Source organism: Streptomyces colonosanans (assembly GCF_001866645.1).
GTDB classification, from domain to species: domain Bacteria; phylum Actinomycetota; class Actinomycetes; order Streptomycetales; family Streptomycetaceae; genus Streptomyces; species Streptomyces colonosanans.
This window is the reverse complement of record NZ_MLYP01000041.1, coordinates 22283-39378: the sequence shown is the minus strand read 5'-3', so window position 1 is coordinate 39378 and position 17096 is coordinate 22283. Positions and strand designations below refer to the sequence as shown.

Genomic DNA, 17096 nt, shown 5'->3' with positions numbered 1-17096 from the left:
GGCCCATTCGCGTGAATCCGCCTACTCCGGGGCATACGCATCATGCCGCCTCTCGATCATGTCGAGGACGACGAGCATGGGAGGTAAGCCCGTGAGCAGCGCCCTCTTCCGGACGAAAAACGTCGAACAGTCGATCCAGGACACCGAGGAACCCGAGCACGCGCTCAAGAAGTCCCTGTCCGCCCTGGACCTGACCGTGTTCGGCGTCGGTGTCATCATCGGCACCGGCATCTTCGTGCTGACCGGCAAGGTGGCCAAGGAGAACGCGGGCCCGGCCGTCTCCCTGGCCTTCGTCGTGGCCGGTGTCGTCTGCGCGCTGGCCGCGCTGTGCTACGCGGAGTTCGCCTCGACGGTCCCCGTCGCCGGTTCCGCGTACACGTTCTCGTACGCCACGCTCGGGGAGCTTCCCGCCTGGATCATCGGCTGGGACCTGATCCTGGAGTTCGCTCTGGGTACGGCGGTGGTGGCGGTCGGCTGGTCCGGGTACGTCCGTTCGCTGCTGGACAACGTGGGCTGGCATCTGCCCGCGGCGCTCGGCAGCCGGGAGGGGGCGCAGGGGTTCGGCTTCGACATTCTCGCCGCCGTGCTCGTCCTGGTGCTCACCGCCATCCTCGTCGCCGGCGTGAAGCTCTCGGCCCGGGTCACCCAGGTCGTCGTCGCGATCAAGGTGACCGTGGTGCTGATCGTGATCATCGCGGGCGCCTTCTTCGCCAGCGGCGCCAACTACAAGCCGTTCATTCCGGAGCCCGTGCCGGTGGCGGCGGGGGGGAATCTCAAGGCCCCGCTGATCCAGCTACTGTTCGGCTGGGCGCCGTCCAACTTCGGCGTGATGGGCATCTTCACCGCCGCGTCCGTCGTCTTCTTCGCCTTCATCGGCTTCGACATCGTGGCGACGGCGGCCGAGGAGACCAGGAATCCGCAGCGGGACATGCCGCGCGGCATCCTCGGCTCCCTCTTCATCTGCACCGCGCTGTATGTGGGGGTGTCGATCGTCGTCACGGGAATGCAGCACTACAGCAGTCTTTCCGTCGACGCCCCGCTGGCCGACGCCTTCAAGGGCGTCGGGCACCCCTGGTACGCGGGTGTGATCAGCTTCGGCGCGGCCGTCGGCCTGATGAGCGTCTGCATGATCCTTCTGCTCGGCCAGACCCGGGTCTTCTTCGCGATGAGCCGCGACGGGCTGCTGCCGCGCTTCTTCTCCCGAGTCCACCCGCGGTTCAGGACCCCGCACCGGCCGACCATCCTGCTCGGCGTGGTCGTCGCCATCGTCGCGGGCTTCACCAGCCTCAGTGAACTCGCCGAGCTGGTGAACATCGGCACGCTCTTCGCCTTCATCGTGGTCGCGATCGCCGTGGTCATCCTCCGCAACACCCGCCCCGACCTGCACCGCGCCTTCCGCACCCCGTTCGTTCCCTGGGTGCCGATCCTGTCGGTGTGCGCCTCGCTGTGGCTGATGCTGAATCTGCCCGCCGAGACCTGGCTCCGGTTCGCGATCTGGCTGGTCATCGGCGTCGTCGTGTACGTCCTCTACGGCCGCTCGCACAGCCGCCTGAGCAGCCGCGAGGAGACCCCGGCCCGTTAGGCTCGGGCCCGCCCGGCGGAGCGGGTGTACGGGCAGCCCGCGTCGGTCCCGTACGGCCCTGTGCGGGCCCGTACCGGCGTGAGCCCCTCAGTCGAGCACCGTACGTGGTCCGGCCACGTCCGCGCCCAACTCCGCCACCCTGCGGCGCAGTTCCCGGTCAGCCGTGATGACGAGACAGGGGCGGTCCCCGACGTGGGCGGCCAACTCGACGATGCGGTCGTCTCCGCTGCCGGGCGCCTGCTCGACGCGTACGCCGGGTACGGACACCACGCCCCGGGCCGCACCCTCGACGACCAGCACGACCTCCAGCGGCCCGCGGTGTCCGGGCAGCCCGGACACCGCGTAGGGCACCAGCCGGTCCCGCAGGCGCTCGGCGGCCGCCCGCCGGTCGCGCCACCAGCCGTCCGGCACGGAGCCGACGACGTTCGCCCCGTCGACGACGAACAGCGTCGGGGCCGCTGAGGTGCCCTCGCTCCCCGGCATTCCTTCGGTTTCGGACATGCCCTCAGCCTGACACGGAGCGGCCGGCCCAGCCCCGGGTGACCTCGGCGACGGCGGCTGCCGCGCGCTCGGTCGCGGGCCCGTCCGCGCGCAGGGCGGGCGCGAACTCCACGTGCAGGAACGGTATGTGCTCGTCCTGCGCGACACGTCCCTGCATGTTCTCCCGGCCCTCCAGCGGGCATGAACGCGCCCATGCCCGGCACACCTGGAAATCGCGATCGCGTAGGGCGCCGGCCAGACGGCGGGCCTCCGACCGGCCCAGCGAGCCCGAGGACGTCGAGGTGATCACATCGAAGTGGGGGGCCGAGGAGGCGGCGAACCCGTGAAGCTGGATTCCAGGCATTTTGCGACGGGCCAGTTCCGCGCAGACGGCGTGGAAGACGGTGTCCCGGCGGTGGGCCACATCTGCGGAATTGCCGATTCCGGATTTGCGATGTGCTCCAGCAATGACGAGAACGCCCCCTGGGGAGCCGCGTAGGACGCGTACCCCCAACTGCTCGGTGCCCTGGTCGGCGACCGGGTGCGGAACCTGGACCGACCAGCGTGGACGGCTGTCGAGGTCGAGATACACCCGTCCCCAGCCGCGTGGCGTCGCGGCTGCCTCCGTGCGGTCGGCCACCTCGGCGTAGCGGCGCCCGGAGACCTGGTCGACGATGGTGCGCAGGGTGAGGTCCAGCTGGGAAAGGTGCTGCTCCGCCTGGCTGCGGTGGCCGTCGATAAGCAGTCCGACCGCCTCCGCGACACCGGTGCGGTCGGCCTGTGTCGGCCGCTGGTAGCCGCGGTTCGGGCCGAACCGGCTCGTGTAGTCGGCGACCTCGCGCGCCAGGTCGATGCGGTCGGCCTGGCCGTGGGTACCGCCGTCGCCGGTGGGCGTTCCCTCGTCGTGGGACATCCGGAGCACGGCCGTCAGGGCACCTGCGAGGCCGGCGAGCGCCAGAACAATTATTGCGATCGTTATGATACGCGGGCGGATTGCTCTCATGGTTGTACCAAGATATCCGGGTGACCAGACGCCGTAGCCGCACCGTGCTGACCCTGCTGACCTCGCTCGCCCTCACCGCCTCCGTCGCCGGGTGCGGCCTGCTCGGCGGCGACGACGCCGACGCGAGGGGCGGCGGACGCACCTTCACCGTCGCCGCCGCCGGGGACATTCTGATGCACCCTCAGCTCATCGACCAGGCGCGCAAGGACGCCGAGCGGACGGGCAAGGGTGTGGCCGGCGTGGACTTCGGGCCCCTCATGGCGGGTATCAAGCCGGTGATCAGCAAGGCGGACCTGGCGATCTGTCACCTGGAGCCGGTGCTCGGCAAGCCGAAGGGTCCCTTTGAGAGCTACCCGAACTTCCTCGTGCCGCCGCAGGTCGCCACGACGATCAAGGACATCGGTTACGACACCTGCTCCACCGCCTCCAACCACTCGCTCGACCACGGGTACAAGGGGGTCAAGCGCACCCTGGACACCCTGGACGCCGCGGGCGTGAAGCACACGGGCTCATTCCGCACGCAGCGGGATTCGCTCACCCCGCTCGTCATGGACGTCAACGGCGTGAAGATCGCGCAGATCTCCTTCGCTTTCGGCTTCAACGCCCACGAACTGCCCGCGAACAAGCCGTGGCTGGTCAACCAGACCGACCTCGGACGGATCAAAGCCGCCGAGCAGCGTGCTCGCAAGGCGGGCGCCGAGGTCGTCATCCTGTCGCTTCACTGGGGGCGCGAGCACCATCCGGACCCCTCGACTCCGCAGTTGAAGTTCGCCCGGGAGATCGCCCAGAAGACCGGGATCGACCTGGTCATCGGCCATCACGCGCATGTGGTGCAGCCGATGGAGAAGGTCGACGGCACCTGGATCGCCTATGGGCTCGGCAACCAGGTCGCCCGGCACGACGTGCCCACGGGGCTCACCGAGGAGGGCGTGATCGGCTGGTTCACGTTCACCGAGCGCGGCGGGAAGTGGGAGGTCGAGCCCCGCTTCGAGCCGACCCTCGTGGAGATTCCGCCGGACCTGGAGAACGCCGTGGACGGCTCCACGGTCGCGGCGACTGCCGACGACGCCAAGGACTACCGCCTGGTCGACGTGGCGGCCGCGCTCCGTGACGGCGACCTGACCGACAAGCAGCGGGCGCGGTTGCGGCTCGCCTTCAAGCGCACCGAGGGCACCCTGCTGAACCGCGGAGCGGCCAAGGACGGCCTGGAAGCGCTGACCTCGCTGCCCGAATAAATGTGCGAAATGCTCATTCGTGCCCATTGTTGGTCACGGGAAACTTGATGTTGCCTGGATCACAGTGATCTCCTTACAACTTCTTACCTCTTTCATAGGTCTCATGGTTCCGGGTGCACCAGGAGTGGCCGGTGCACCCGGCACACCCGTGCCGCAACCACATCTGCTTCCCCGTGCGGGGCCTCACCTCCGCACAACCTGAGAGGACCGTTCCTTGGCGTCTTCGCCCCCGGCACGGCAGCACAAAGCACGCCGCCGCGCCGACATGTCCCTACTCGGAGGCATTCGTCCGCCGATCGCGGTCCTGTCGGTGCTCCTGCTGTCGCTGGCCGGCGTCACCGCCCTCGTCCTCGGAAGGATCGACGACGGCGGAGTACCCAAGGCGGTGCAGACCTCCCAGCAGCACTTCGCCGAGGACGGCGCGATCGCGCTGCGTGCCTCCATCGACGAGTCCGTCACCGACCTCACGCGCTCCGCCACGCTGTTCAGCGCGGGGCAGCCGGTCTCGGCCGACACGGTGCTCGACAAGCTCGGCAACACCTACCAGAAGTGGATGGGCACCGCCGTCATCGAGATCCGGTCCGGCAAGCTGCTCGGCGCGCGCGGTGAGACCGTGCCGCTGACCTCGCTGGACCTCTCCGCCCTCGGCAACGAGGGCGGCCTCGACCCGCGGATGGTCCGGCTGAAGAACGGCGAGGTCCGGCTGCTGTCCTTCGCGCTGCTGTCCTGGCCCGGCCAGCCGCAGCAGCTGCTGGTGGCCTCCAACACCCTGAAGTTCCCGGGTATCAGCCTCGGCCAGTTCCGCTCCATTGCCGTTGTCGACGGCGACGGCGAGATCCTCAGCAGCGACGGCATACCCGAGCCCGAGCAGGTGTTGACCGATCTGCAGCGCAAGGAGGTCGACGCCTCCCGCAAGCAGCTGAAGGACTTCTCCGAGCGTGCCACCCGCAAGGCGGAGCAGGACCCGCGCAGCAGCAAGGAACCCGGTTCCGGCGGCTACCGGGGCGTCAGCGGAAGCCTGCTCGGCGGACGCTTCCTGAGCGACCGCTCCGTCGCCGGGTACGCCACGCTGACCGCGCCCGAACCCGGAGAGGTCACCACCGCCTCCGGGCTCGGTCTGACCGTCGTCTCCATGGTGAAGGTCGCCGAAGACCCCACCCGGGCCATCTCGCCGCTCTTCGGCCTGGTCGCGGGCGGCGCGCTGCTCCTGATCGGCGGCCTCGCCATCGGCGTACTGCTCGGCACCGTCCAGCGCCCCCTGATCCGCCTCTTCCTGGAGTCCCGCCGGCTCTCCCGCCTGGACGTGACCCGCCCCGTCACCGTCCCCGGCTACGGCGAGGCCCACCGCATCGGCACCGCGCTGGAGCGGCTGCGGCGTCAGCTGCTGGGCGAACCCGCCGAGGCCACCGGCCCCGCCGCGCGCCCGCGCGGGCTGCGCAGGTTCGGCAGCCGGGCGCTGCTCGTCGTCTGCGTCGCCCTGCTGCTCGTCTGGTGCGTACCGCTGCTGCTGCTCCTCAACCGCGCCGACGGCACGGCCGTCGTCCCGCAGCAGCTCGTCAACGACCAGCGGGAGCGCACCGACACGCTCACCGACCGGGTGCGCCGGGCTCTCAACGAGGGTGACGCGGACCTGGAGTCCGTGGCGAGCCTGATCGGCGCCCGCACCGAGCCCGTCGCCATGACGAAGGTGCTGGAGAGCACCATGCGCCAGCACCCGCGCTACCGCTCGCTGTACGTGGTCGACGCCTCCGGCAGCGTTGTGGCCCGCGCCGGGGAGCATCCTCGCCAGGCTGGTCCCAAGCCCGCCACCGCCGCCCCGATCCGGCTGCTGGGCCAGGGGGGCAAGGAACCCATCGTCGTCGTCACCGCCGGCATCCCGGGCCGGAACGACTCGGCACTGGTCGGCGAGTTCCGCATCGACTTCCTCAACTCCCTTCTCAAGCGGCCCGGCCTGGGCGTGGTGCGCCTCGTCGACGACAAGGGCCGTGTCATCGCCGGGAACACGGGCTTCCTCGCCTTCCAGGCACTGCCCGACGACCGCTTGAAGGACCTGGTCGCCGCCACCAGCCAGAAGATCGGCAAGTCCGCCCATGCCGGCGGGGTGCTCTACCGGAAGAACGGCGTACAGATCGCCGCCGCCGCGCCCTTCGCGGGCGGCGGCCCTGCCAAGCCGCTCGGCTGGACCGTGGTCAGCTGGCAGCCGGCAAACCGGCTCGCGATCCCCGAGTACGACATGCAGAACAGGACCGTGCTCGCCGGTCTGCTGGGCGCCGCCGCTGCCGCCGCCTGCCTGGGCTGGCTGTACATCGTGGTGGTCCGGCCGCTGCGCGTCCTCGCCGACCAGGCGGAGGCACTGGCCGACGGCGACCGCAAGACGGTGCTGTTCCCACGCCACCACGACGAGGTCGGAGCGGTCACCCGCTCGCTGGAACTCATCCGCCAGCAGCTCCAGGACCAGCGCAGGCAACAGCCTCGACGGACGCAGCCCACGGCGGGCCCCGCCGCGCCGGGCCCGACCGGAGCGCCGTACGGGCCGCACGACCCCCACGGCCCGCAGGGCCAGCAGTACGTAAGGAACTGATCACCCGTGCTCTTCCTCTACACCGTGCTGCTGGTGTGCTGCGCGATCCTGCTCGTGGCGGGCATCGTGGAGCAGCGGCGGCACTTCATCAACCTCGACAACATCCCCACCCGGGTACTGGTCAACGGTATCCGCGGCAAGTCGTCCATCACCCGGCTGTGCGCGGGCGCGTTGCGCGGTGGCGACCTCGTCACCGTCGCCAAGACGACCGGCACCGCCGCCCGGTTCATCCACCCGGATGCCACCGAGGAGCCCGTCTACCGCAAGTTCGGCATCGCCAACGTGGTCGAGCAGATCGGCATCGTGCGCCGAGCGGCCGCGTACAACCCGGACGCGCTCGTCATCGAGTGCATGGCGGTGATGCCGGCCCTGCAGGAGATCAACCAGTCCAAGCTGATCCGCTCCACGATCGGCGTGCTGTGCAACGTGCGCGAGGACCACCTCGCCGAGATGGGCCCCACCCTGGACGACGTGGCGCGCTCGCTGAGCCGGTCCATGCCGGAGGGCGGCATCTGCGTCACCGCCGAGAAGGATCGTTTCGACATCCTTCAGGAGGAGGCGGACGCCCGGGACTGCAAGTTGATCTACGCCGATCCCGAGATGGTCACCGACGAGGAGCTGCGCGGCTTCAGCTGGTTCACCTTCAAGGAGAACGTCGCCATCGCGCTCACCGTCGCCGAACTGCTGGGCGTCGACCGCAAGACGGCCCTGCAGGGCATGTACGACGCCCCGCCGGACCCCGGTGTCCTCTCCGTCGAGCGCTACCGCACCCCCGAGGACAAGAAGCTGCGCTTCGCCAACGTCTTCGCTGCCAACGACCCCGAGTCGACGCTGATGAACATCAACCAGCTCCTCGACCTCGGCGCGATCCACCGCCCGCTGAACGTGGTCATCAACTGCCGCCCCGACCGCGTCGAGCGCAACGGCCAGATGGGCGAGATCATCCCCGACCTCGACCCCGAGCACGTCTTCGTGATCGGCCACCCGGCCAAGTCCGCCATCGACGCGATCCCCGCCGAGTTCCGCTCACGCGCCGTCGACCTGGGCGGCGACCGACGGGACCCGGAGGAGTTCATGTCCCGGCTGCTCGGCATGCTCGGGCCGGACTCCTCGCTCGTCGCCATCGGCAACATCCACGGCCAGGGCGAGGTACTCCTGGAGCACCTCGCCGAGCTGTCGGCGGACGACACCCCTGACGAGCCCGTGGCGGCCCCGCCCGGCCGCACGGAAGCGGCGCCCGCCATGCCCGAGCACGTCGAGACGGTGCAGCTCTACGCGCCCCGCATCGACCCCTACCAGGGCTACTCGCAGGCGTACGAGGCACGTTACGGGGGGCAGCAGCACGCCCCGCAGATCCCGGTGCAGCGCGATGCCTCGCACCCGTACCCGTACCCGTACCCGTACCCGAACCAGCACCCGCAGCCCGGCCTGCAGCAAGCCGCCCATGCCGGGCACACCGCACCCGAGCCGTACCCCCAGGCCACGGTGGCGGGCGCCCACCCGGGCGATCCGCACGCTCCCGCCGCGCCGCAGGCGCGGCCCGAAGCGGCCCAGCCCCGTGGCCTGTTCGAACCCCGCGTACCAGCCGTTCCCCCCGCCGACGACCCGCAGCAGTGGCACAGCCCAGGAGAGCCCCGTTGATCCCCTCCGTCCTCACCCCCGAGATCGCCGCGATCGGTATCGGCCTGGGTCTGATGTTCTCGCTGATGTGCTACCTGACGACCAATCTGTCGCCGGGCGGCATGATCACGCCGGGCTGGCTCGCGCTCACCCTGATCGAGGATCTGCAGCGTGCCGCGCTGGTGGTCGGGGTGACCGTGCTGACCTACGTGACCACGCTGACGCTGCAGCGGTTCGTGATTCTCTACGGCAAGCGGCTGTTCGCGGCCGTCGTGCTCAGTGGGGTGCTCATCCAGGCCACCGTGATCATCGTGCTGCAGATGGAGTTCCCGCTGCTGTACGCCAACCAGACACTCGGCTTCATCGTTCCGGGCCTGATCGGCTACCAGCTGGTGCGCCAGCCCAAGGGTGCGACGTTGCTGTCCACCGGATCGGTGACGCTGGCCACGTATGTGGTCCTCACCGCCGGCATCCTCCTCGGCGCCCTGCCGTCCGCCTGAGCCCCGCCCGACTGAACGCGAACCTGGAGTCCTCACCATGCCGAAGCGCAAAGGCCGCCCCCTCGTCCATGCGGCGACGGTGATGGCACTGCTCGCGGGCAGCGCCTACTTCACCTATGAGCTGCGCCAGGACGAGCAGGCGAAGGTCCCGGCCGTGCAGGCCGTCACCGACGACTCGAAGGGCAAGGCCACCGGTAAGGAGACCTGGGAAAGGCTGAACAACCCGGCCCGCTCGGTGTTCCGTGACGCGAGCGGTGCGGTCGTCGGCACCTTCACCGACGGCGCCCGCACCGCCACCCTCAAGGGTCCCTCGCGCACCTTCAGCGAACCCTCCAACACGACCTCCCGCGTCATCACCGACGACTGGGTCCGCCTCATGCCCGAGCCCTGGACCAAGGGGGCCGAGAAGGAGCAGTGGTTCAAGGACTGGTTCAAGACGAACCACGGCAGCGAGGAGGACGACATCTTCGCGCTGGCCTTCCAGTACGTGGAGGGCGCGCCGGTCAAGAAGGACTCCGAGGGCACTCCGTACGCGGGCGACGCGGTTTTCGGCCCGTTCAAGGAGGACGGCGTGGACCGCCTGGAGCAGAACGACTTCTACGACTACCTCGGCAAGCCGTACACCTTCCGCAACGGCACCACGCTGTACCCGCGCCAGGAGCGCTACCGGGCGCTGGACTGCTCAGGCTTCATGCGGATGGTGTGGGGCTACCGCTCCCGCTACCCGCTGATGGCGACCAACACGCTCGGGGACGGTCTGCCCCGCAGCGCGGACGGCATGGCCCGCTCCAAGACCGGCGTCGACATCATCAAGATCCAGGGGCCTTCCCCCTGGTACGTCCGGCCGACCAACATCGACGTGCTCCAGCCGGGCGACCTGCTGTTCTTCAAGATGGACCACCGCACCGGCAACCACATCGACCATGTCGCCCTCTACCTGGGCCTGGACACGGACGGCCACCGCGTCTTCATATCCAGCCGCAAGGAGGTCAACGGGCCGACGATGGGCGACAAGGGCGGTGCCTCCCGCATCGACGGCAACGGCTTCTACGCGCAGCTGTTCCGGAGCGCCAAGCGGCTCTGAGCGAGGCGGAGGGCGGTCCGCGTCAGTGGACCGCCCCGCTTAAAGTGACACCGTGAACGGCGACTGGCTCATACGCGGCCCCGAGGGCCGACTCGGTGTCTATATTCCGTCGGGCGACGGCGTCCTGTGCCGGGCGGAGCACCGGCCCGGCGGCCCCTGGGACGGGCCGCGCAAGGTGGGCGGCGACCAGAAGGTGCACCCCGGGCACGCGGTCGGCCAGGGTGTCGACGGATACGCCCATCTCGTCGCCTGGCGCCCCACGGTCCCGGGGGAGTCCGGCCTTGTGCACTCCACACACTTCCGGCCCCATCTGGCCGCCCTCGACTGGACCCCGATCGGCCACCCGAACAAGAAGGGCGACCGGACCGGCCCCCCGGCGGTGGCCGTGGACGCCGAGGGACGCGCCCATGTCTTCGTACGCAACAAGGGCGGCGGCGTCAGCATGGTCGCCCAGAAGGAGAGCGGTGGCTGGGGCCCCTGGCGCGACCTGAAGGGCCGGGGCACGCAAGAGCAACTCATCGCCGTGACAGGGGGGTCGGGCCGTGTCGAGCTGTACACCAGCTCCGCGGACGGCATCCTGCGCCGGCACCAGGAGGTACCCGACGGGGCCCTGGTACCCGGCGAACTGCTGGACGTGCGGGTCCGGGCCGGCACGCTGAGCGCCCTGGTCACCTCCAAGGAGCGCACCACGCTGTTCTTCGCGGACCCCGAGGGCATGCTGTGTGCCTGGCGTCCGGGCGGCGACCCCGTCCCGCTGCTCGCGGCTGCGGGTCCCGGGCCGGTCGCTGCCATCCGCTGTGTCGTCGCGGGGCAGGACTGCACGCTGCTCGCCCAGCGTTCCGCCGCCGGCCGGGTCGTCTTCGCGGCCTGTCCCACCGAACAGGAGTCGGCGGGCCTGCGGTGGACCGAGTCGGGCCCGCACCTGCCGGCGGGCGCGCGGGTGGCGGTGGTGGAGGACGCCGACGGGCGCCTGGTGGCGGCGACCCTGACCGCGGACGGTGAACTTCGCCTCGCCCGCCAGAAGGACGAGCCGGGAATAGCGCTGGCGGCCTGGCAGACGGTGTGACCGCGCCGCGCCGCGTCACCGGGGCGCGGCGCCCCGTTCATGGGCAGCGCAAAAGGGGTGGGCGGCACGGGACTTCGCCGTGCCGCCCACCCCTTCACGGGCGGCCTGTCAGGCCGGGACGCTCGCCACGCCAGGGGCGAGGAACTTCTTGCCGTTCACCCGCTCGGAGACGCCCTCGCGGTCCAGGTACGGCGTGATGCCGCCCAGGTGGAAGGGCCAGCCGGCGCCCGTGATCAGGCAGAGGTCGATGTCCTGGGCCTCGGCGACGACGCCCTCGTCGAGCATCAGGCCGATCTCCTGAGCGACCGCGTCCAGGACGCGGGTGCGGACCTGCTCCTCGGTGAGGACGGTGTCGCCCTGCTTGAGGAGCGCGGCGACCTCCGGGTCCAGCTCAGGCTTGCCGCTGTCGTAGACGTAGAAGCCGCGCTTGCCCGCCTCCACGACCGCCTTGAGGTTCGGGGAGACCTTGAAGCGGTCCGGGAACGCCTTGTTGAGGGTCTCGGACACGTGCAGGCCGATCGCCGGGCCGACCAGCTCCAGCAGGACCAGCGGGGACATCGGCAGGCCCAGCGGCTCGACCGCCTTCTCGGCGACCTCGACCGGGGTGCCCTCGTCGATGACGTTCTGGATCTCGCCCATGAAGCGGGTGAGGATGCGGTTGACGACGAACGCGGGGGCGTCCTTCACCAGAACCGCTGTCTTCTTCAGCTTCTTGGCGACGGCGAACGCCGTGGCCAGCGAGGCGTCGTCGGTCTTCTCGCCGCGGACGATCTCCAGCAGCGGCAGGATCGCGACCGGGTTGAAGAAGTGGAAGCCGACGACCCGCTCGGGGTGCTTCAGCTTCGACGCCATCTCGGTCACCGAGAGGGAGGAGGTGTTGGTCGCCAGGATCGCGTGCGCCGGGGCGACCGCCTCGACCTCCGCGAACACCTGTTGCTTGACGCCCATCTCCTCGAAGACCGCCTCGATGACGAAGTCGGCGTCCGAGAAGCCCTCGGCCTTGTCCAGCACACCGGACACCAGCGCCTTGAGGCGGTTGGCCTTGTCCTGGTTGATGCGGCCCTTGCCCAGCAGCTTGTCGATCTCCGCGTGGACGTAGCCCACGCCCTTGTCGATGCGCTCCTGGTCGATGTCCGTGAGGACGATCGGGACCTCGAGACGGCGCAGGAAGAGCAGGGCCAGCTGGGAGGCCATCAGGCCCGCGCCGACCACGCCGACCTTCGACACCGGGCGCGCCAGGTTCTTGTCCGGGGCGCCCGCGGGGCGCTTGCCGCGCTTTTGGACCAGGTTGAACGAGTAGATGCCGGCGCGCAGTTCGCCACCCATGATCAGGTCCGCGAGGGCCTGGTCCTCGGCGTCGTAGCCCTGCTGCAGGTCGCCGTTCTTCGCAGCGGCGATGATGTCCAGTGCGCGGTAGGCGGCCGGGGCCGCGCCGTGCACCTTGGAGTCGGCGATGAACCGGCCGCGCGCGACGGCCTGGTCCCAGGCCTCGCCGCGGTCGATCACCGGGCGGTCGACCTCGATGTCGCCCTTGAGGACGGAGGCCGTCCAGATCAGCGACTGCTCCAGGAAGTCGGCGCCCTCGAAGATCGCGTCGGCGATGCCGAGCTCGTGGACCTGCTTGCCCTTGAGCTGCCTGTTCTGGTTGAGGCTGTTCTCGATGATGACCGAGACGGCCTTGTCGGCGCCGATCAGGTTCGGCAGCAGGGTGCAGCCGCCCCAGCCCGGGACCAGGCCCAGGAAGACCTCGGGGAGCGAGAAGGCCGGCAGGGCCTTCGAGACGGTCCGGTACGTGCAGTGCAGACCGACCTCGACGCCGCCGCCCATCGCCGCGCCGTTGTAGTACGCGAACGTCGGGACGGCCAGCTTCGACAGCCGCTTGAAGACCTCGTGGCCGCCCTTGCCGATGGCCAGCGCGTCATCGTGCCGCTTCAGCAGCTCGACGCCCTTGAGGTCGGCGCCGACCGCGAAGATGAACGGCTTGCCGGTGATGCCGACACCGACGATGTCACCGGCCGTGGCCTCCTGCTCGACCTGGTCGATCGCGGTGTTGAGGTTCGCGAGCGAGGCCGGGCCGAAGGTGGTCGGCTTGGTGTGGTCGAGGCCGTTGTCCAGCGTGATCAGGGCGAAACGGCCCGCGCCGAACGGCAGCTCGAAGTGGCGCACGTGCGCCTGCGTGACGACCTCGTCCGGGAACAGCTCGGCCGCACCCTTCAACAGCTCGGTGATGGTGCTCACTTGTCCCCCTCGAAGTGCGGGTTCTCCCAGATGACCGTCGCGCCCATGCCGAAGCCGACGCACATGGTGGTCAGGCCGTAGCGGACCTCGGGCTGCTCCTCGAACTGGCGGGCCAGCTGCGTCATCAGACGGACGCCGGAGGAGGCGAGCGGGTGGCCGAAGGCGATGGCGCCGCCGTACTGGTTGACGCGCTCGTCGTCGTCCGCGATGCCGTAGTGGTCGAGGAAGGCCAGGACCTGGACGGCGAAGGCCTCGTTGATCTCGAACAGGCCGATGTCGGAGATGGACAGACCCGCCTTGGCGAGGGCCTTCTCGGTCGCCGGGATCGGGCCGTAGCCCATGATCTCTGGCTCCACGCCCACGAAGGCGTAGGAGACCAGGCGCATCTTGACCGGCAGGCCCATCTCGCGGGCGAATTCCTCGGACGCGATGACCGAGGCGGTGGCGCCGTCGTTCAGACCGGCCGCGTTGCCCGCGGTGACCCGGCCGTGCACGCGGAACGGCGTCTTGAGGTTCGCCAGGTTCTCCAGGGTGGTACCCGGGCGCATCGGCTCGTCGGCCGTGACCAGGCCCCAGCCGGTCTCGCCGCCCTCGGGGGAGGTGCGGCGCACGGAGATCGGCACCAGATCCTGCTGGATCTTGCCGTTGGCGTACGCCTTGGCGGCCCTCTCCTGCGAGCGCACCGCGTACTCGTCGGCGCGCTGCTTGGTGATCTGCGGGTAGCGGTCGTGCAGGTTCTCCGCCGTCATGCCCATGAACAGGGCCGACTCGTCGACCAGCTTCTCGCTGACGAACCGCGGGTTGGGGTCGACGCCCTCGCCCATCGGGTGGCGGCCCATGTGCTCGACACCGCCGGCGATGGCGACGTCGTACGCGCCGAAGGCGATGGAGCCGGAGACGGCGGTGACCGCGGTCAGGGCGCCCGCGCACATGCGGTCGATGGAGTAACCCGGAACCGAGGTCGGCAGGCCCGCGAGGATGCCGGCGGTGCGGCCGATGGTCAGGCCCTGGTCACCGATCTGAGTGGTCGCTGCGATGGCGACCTCGTCGACCTTCTTCGGGTCGAGACCCGGGTTGCGGCGCAGCAGCTCCCGGATCGCCTTCACGACGAGGTCGTCGGCGCGGGTCTCGTGGTAGATGCCCTTCGGGCCCGCCTTGCCGAACGGGGTGCGGACGCCGTCGACGAAGACGACGTCCCTGACGGTACGAGGCACGATGGCTCTCCTCCAGGGTGCGGGATGGCACTGCTGCGACGCGCTGAGCGCGCGCTCAGCACCATGCTACTCGTGGGTAACCAAGCTGCCCAGTCCCGCAGGCGGGAGCGGTGAAGGTCACACTTTCGGCGCAGCCGTGAAGCTCCCGCGACGGCCCGCGGCCGCCGTGCGACGAAACGTCCCACGGCGACCCCCGGCCTGCCGGGGCACTAGCCCTTGACCGTCAGCGCGGCAACGAGCGCCGGCGTCACCTGCTCGACCTGCCACAACCGAGCCCCGTACCCGGTGAGCGCGGCAGCGACCGACTCCTCGTCGGTCTGGTTCGGCGGCGTCCAGCACACCCTCCGCACCGTGTCCGGGGTGATCAGGTTCTCCTGCGGCAGGTGCAGTCGCTCGGCCAGCGCGGACACCGCGGCGCGTGCCGCGGTCAGCCGTGCGGCGGCGACGGGGTCCTTGTCGGCCCACGCCCGCGGCGGCGGGGGCCCGGTCACCGGCTGCCCGGGCTGCGGCAGCTCGGCCTCGGGGAGTGCCCGCGCGCGATCCACCGCGGCCTGCCACTGCTCCAGCTGACGACGGCCCATGCGGTGCCCGAAGCCATTGAGCGAGGCCAGCGCGTGTACGTTCGGCGGGAGTGCGAGGGCCGCCTCGACGATCGCCGCGTCCCCGAGCACCTTGCCCGGGGAGATGTCCCGCCGCTGCGCGATCCGGTCCCGGGTCTGCCATAGCTCCCGGACGACCGCCATCTGCCGGCGGCGGCGCACCTTGTGCATCCCCGACGTACGGCGCCAGGGGTCCTTGCGCGGCTCCGGCGGCGGCGCGGAGGCGATCGCGTCGAACTCCTGCCAGGCCCAGTCCAGCTTGCCCTGCCGGTCCAGTTCCTTCTCCAGCGCGTCCCGCAGGTCGACGAGCAGTTCCACGTCGAGCGCTGCGTAGCGCAGCCAGGGCTCGGGCAGGGGCCGTGTCGACCAGTCGACGGCGGAGTGCCCCTTCTCCAGGACGAACCCCAGGACGTTCTCCACCATGGCGCCGAGCCCCACCCGCGGGTATCCGGCGAGGCGCCCGGCCAGCTCGGTGTCGAACAGGCGCCTGGGCGTCATGCCTATCTCGCGCAGACACGGCAGGTCCTGGGTCGCGGCGTGCAGTACCCACTCCACACCGGAGATCGCTTCGCCCAGGCCCGTCAGATCGGGGCAGGCCGCGGGGTCGATCAGCGCGGTGCCCGCGCCCTGGCGGCGCAGCTGCACCAGATAGGCGCGCTGGCCGTACCGGTAGCCGGATGCGCGTTCGGCGTCGACGGCGACAGGGCCGGTACCGGCGGCGAAGGCGGCGATCACCTCGGAGAGCGAGGCGTCATCGACGATCACGGGCGGAAGGCCGTCCCGTGGTTCGAGCAAGGGGCGCGGCGCCGCTTCGACGTCGTCCGGAGGGGCGCCTCCGGTGGTTCGCAGTGGGCTGTCTGCTGCGGTCTCTTGGGCGTCGGTCACGCGTCAAGGGTATCGGTGGATGGACGACGCCCGCCGACGGAACGTTCCGTCGGCGGGCGCGGGAGGGTCGTAAACCAGTCATGTGTCACACGTGCCGGTGAAGGATTGCGGTATCGGGATGAGGATCGGATTCAGTGGATGATGCCGGTGCGCAGGGCCACGGCCACCATCCCGGCGCGGTCGCCCGTGCCGAGCTTGCGGGCGATGCGGGCGAGGTGGCTCTTGACGGTCAGCGCGGACAGGCCCATGGAGACGCCGATCGCCTTGTTCGACTGGCCTTCGGCGACCAGGCGCAGCACCTCGACCTCGCGGCCGGACAGTTCGCGGTAGCCGCCCGGGTGGCTCGGGGCGCCCGGGGGGCGGCGGTGCAGGCGGGCGGCGGCGGCGCCGATGGGGGCGGCGCCGGGCCGGGTGGGGAGCCCGATGTTCGTGCGCGTGCCGGTGACGACATAGCCCTTCACGCCGCCCGCGAGGGCGTTGCGTACGGCGCCGATGTCGTCGGCGGCGGACAGGGCGAGGCCGTTGGGCCAGCCCGCGGCACGGGTCTCCGACAGGAGGGTGAGGCCGGAGCCGTCGGGAAGATGGACGTCGGCGACACAGATGTCGCGCGGGTTGCCGATACGGGGACGGGCCTCCGCGACGGACGACGCCTCGATGACGTCGCGCACTCCGAGCGCCCAGAGGTGGCGGGTGACGGTGGAACGGACCCGAGGGTCGGCCACGACCACCATGGCGGTCGGCTTGTTCGGGCGGTAGGCGACCAGGCTTGCGGGCTGCTCGAGGAGAACGGACACCAGGCCTCCTGGGGTGCGGGACGGGGCCGGCTCTGGGGATGAAGCCGGGACGAACCGTGCTTTCAAGGTCACAGTCGTCTTCGGCACCAAACTCGTGCTCCTTTAGAGAATGATCACGATTTGGTGAGTAACAATCCGTGCAATTCGGACGAGCGGGCGATCATTCGAAGATCGATTGGGTTCGCTCCGATGTCGATACGGGGCCGAAAGTGGCC

At 70.2% G+C, this 17096-nt stretch carries 13 protein-coding genes; 7 read left to right on the top strand and 6 right to left on the bottom strand.

The features are described 5' to 3' along the window. Positions 1 to 91: 91 nt before the first annotated feature. Positions 92 to 1582, top strand: coding sequence for an amino acid permease (locus tag BIV24_RS16010; RefSeq protein ID WP_071367001.1), 1491 nt, complete (start codon positions 92 to 94; stop codon positions 1580 to 1582). A gap of 87 nt (positions 1583 to 1669) precedes the next feature. On the opposite strand, the gene BIV24_RS16005 is transcribed toward BIV24_RS16010, so the two are convergent. Together BIV24_RS16005 and BIV24_RS16000 are read right to left on the bottom strand one after the other, a co-directional pair. Further along, positions 1670 to 2083: a PIN domain-containing protein gene (locus BIV24_RS16005; RefSeq protein ID WP_071366982.1), complete on the bottom strand. Its 414-nt coding sequence runs from the start codon at positions 2081 to 2083 to the stop codon at positions 1670 to 1672. 4 nt (positions 2084 to 2087) lie between these two features. Continuing rightward, positions 2088 to 2975 carry a hypothetical protein gene (locus BIV24_RS16000; RefSeq protein WP_245766833.1) on the bottom strand — a complete coding sequence of 296 codons (888 nt, stop codon included), beginning with the start codon at positions 2973 to 2975 and terminating at the stop codon, positions 2088 to 2090. A 110-nt stretch (positions 2976 to 3085) separates the two neighbouring features. Here BIV24_RS16000 and BIV24_RS15995 point away from each other — a divergent pair, with 110 nt between their 5' ends. The 6 genes from BIV24_RS15995 (at position 3086) to BIV24_RS15970 (ending at position 11151) form a co-directional block, all read left to right on the top strand. Then, positions 3086 to 4300, top strand: coding sequence for a CapA family protein (locus BIV24_RS15995; RefSeq protein WP_245766831.1), 1215 nt, complete (start codon positions 3086 to 3088; stop codon positions 4298 to 4300). 265 nt (positions 4301 to 4565) lie between these two features. Beyond that, positions 4566 to 6881 (top strand): HAMP domain-containing protein, encoded by a 2316-nt coding sequence (locus BIV24_RS15990; protein WP_079168293.1) that lies wholly within the window; start codon positions 4566 to 4568, stop codon positions 6879 to 6881. Between the two features lie 6 nt (positions 6882 to 6887). Further along, positions 6888 to 8522 (top strand): poly-gamma-glutamate synthase PgsB, encoded by a 1635-nt coding sequence (gene pgsB / locus BIV24_RS15985; protein WP_071366978.1) that lies wholly within the window; start codon positions 6888 to 6890, stop codon positions 8520 to 8522. Further along, on the top strand, positions 8519 to 9001 hold the full coding sequence (locus BIV24_RS15980) for a poly-gamma-glutamate biosynthesis protein PgsC/CapC (RefSeq protein WP_071366977.1): 483 nt from the start codon (positions 8519 to 8521) through the stop codon (positions 8999 to 9001). The genes pgsB and BIV24_RS15980 overlap by 4 nt, the downstream gene beginning before the upstream one ends. 37 nt (positions 9002 to 9038) lie before the next feature. Continuing rightward, positions 9039 to 10085, top strand: a complete 1047-nt coding sequence (locus tag BIV24_RS15975) for a C40 family peptidase (RefSeq protein WP_071366976.1) — start codon at positions 9039 to 9041, stop codon at positions 10083 to 10085. 52 nt (positions 10086 to 10137) lie between these two features. Then, the gene (locus BIV24_RS15970; protein WP_071366975.1) at positions 10138 to 11151 is read left to right on the top strand and encodes a PLL family lectin; all 1014 of its coding nucleotides are present in this window, start codon (positions 10138 to 10140) and stop codon (positions 11149 to 11151) included. Positions 11152 to 11259: 108 nt separating this feature from the next. Here BIV24_RS15970 and BIV24_RS15965 read toward each other — a convergent pair whose 3' ends face one another. The 4 genes from BIV24_RS15965 to BIV24_RS15950 form a co-directional block, all read right to left on the bottom strand. Continuing rightward, a complete protein-coding gene (locus BIV24_RS15965; RefSeq protein WP_071366974.1) occupies positions 11260 to 13389 on the bottom strand; it encodes a 3-hydroxyacyl-CoA dehydrogenase NAD-binding domain-containing protein in 2130 nt (709 codons plus the stop codon). Beyond that, complete coding sequence (locus tag BIV24_RS15960; protein WP_071366973.1) at positions 13386 to 14603, bottom strand: thiolase family protein; 1218 nt, start codon at positions 14601 to 14603, stop codon at positions 13386 to 13388. Before BIV24_RS15960 ends, BIV24_RS15965 begins: the two co-directional genes overlap by 4 nt. 209 nt (positions 14604 to 14812) lie before the next feature. Next, complete coding sequence (locus BIV24_RS15955) at positions 14813 to 16087, bottom strand: ribonuclease D (RefSeq protein WP_071366972.1); 1275 nt, start codon at positions 16085 to 16087, stop codon at positions 14813 to 14815. 131 nt (positions 16088 to 16218) lie between these two features. After that, a complete protein-coding gene (locus tag BIV24_RS15950; RefSeq protein ID WP_030249151.1) occupies positions 16219 to 16881 on the bottom strand; it encodes a response regulator transcription factor in 663 nt (220 codons plus the stop codon). Positions 16882 to 17096: the final 215 nt, after the last annotated feature.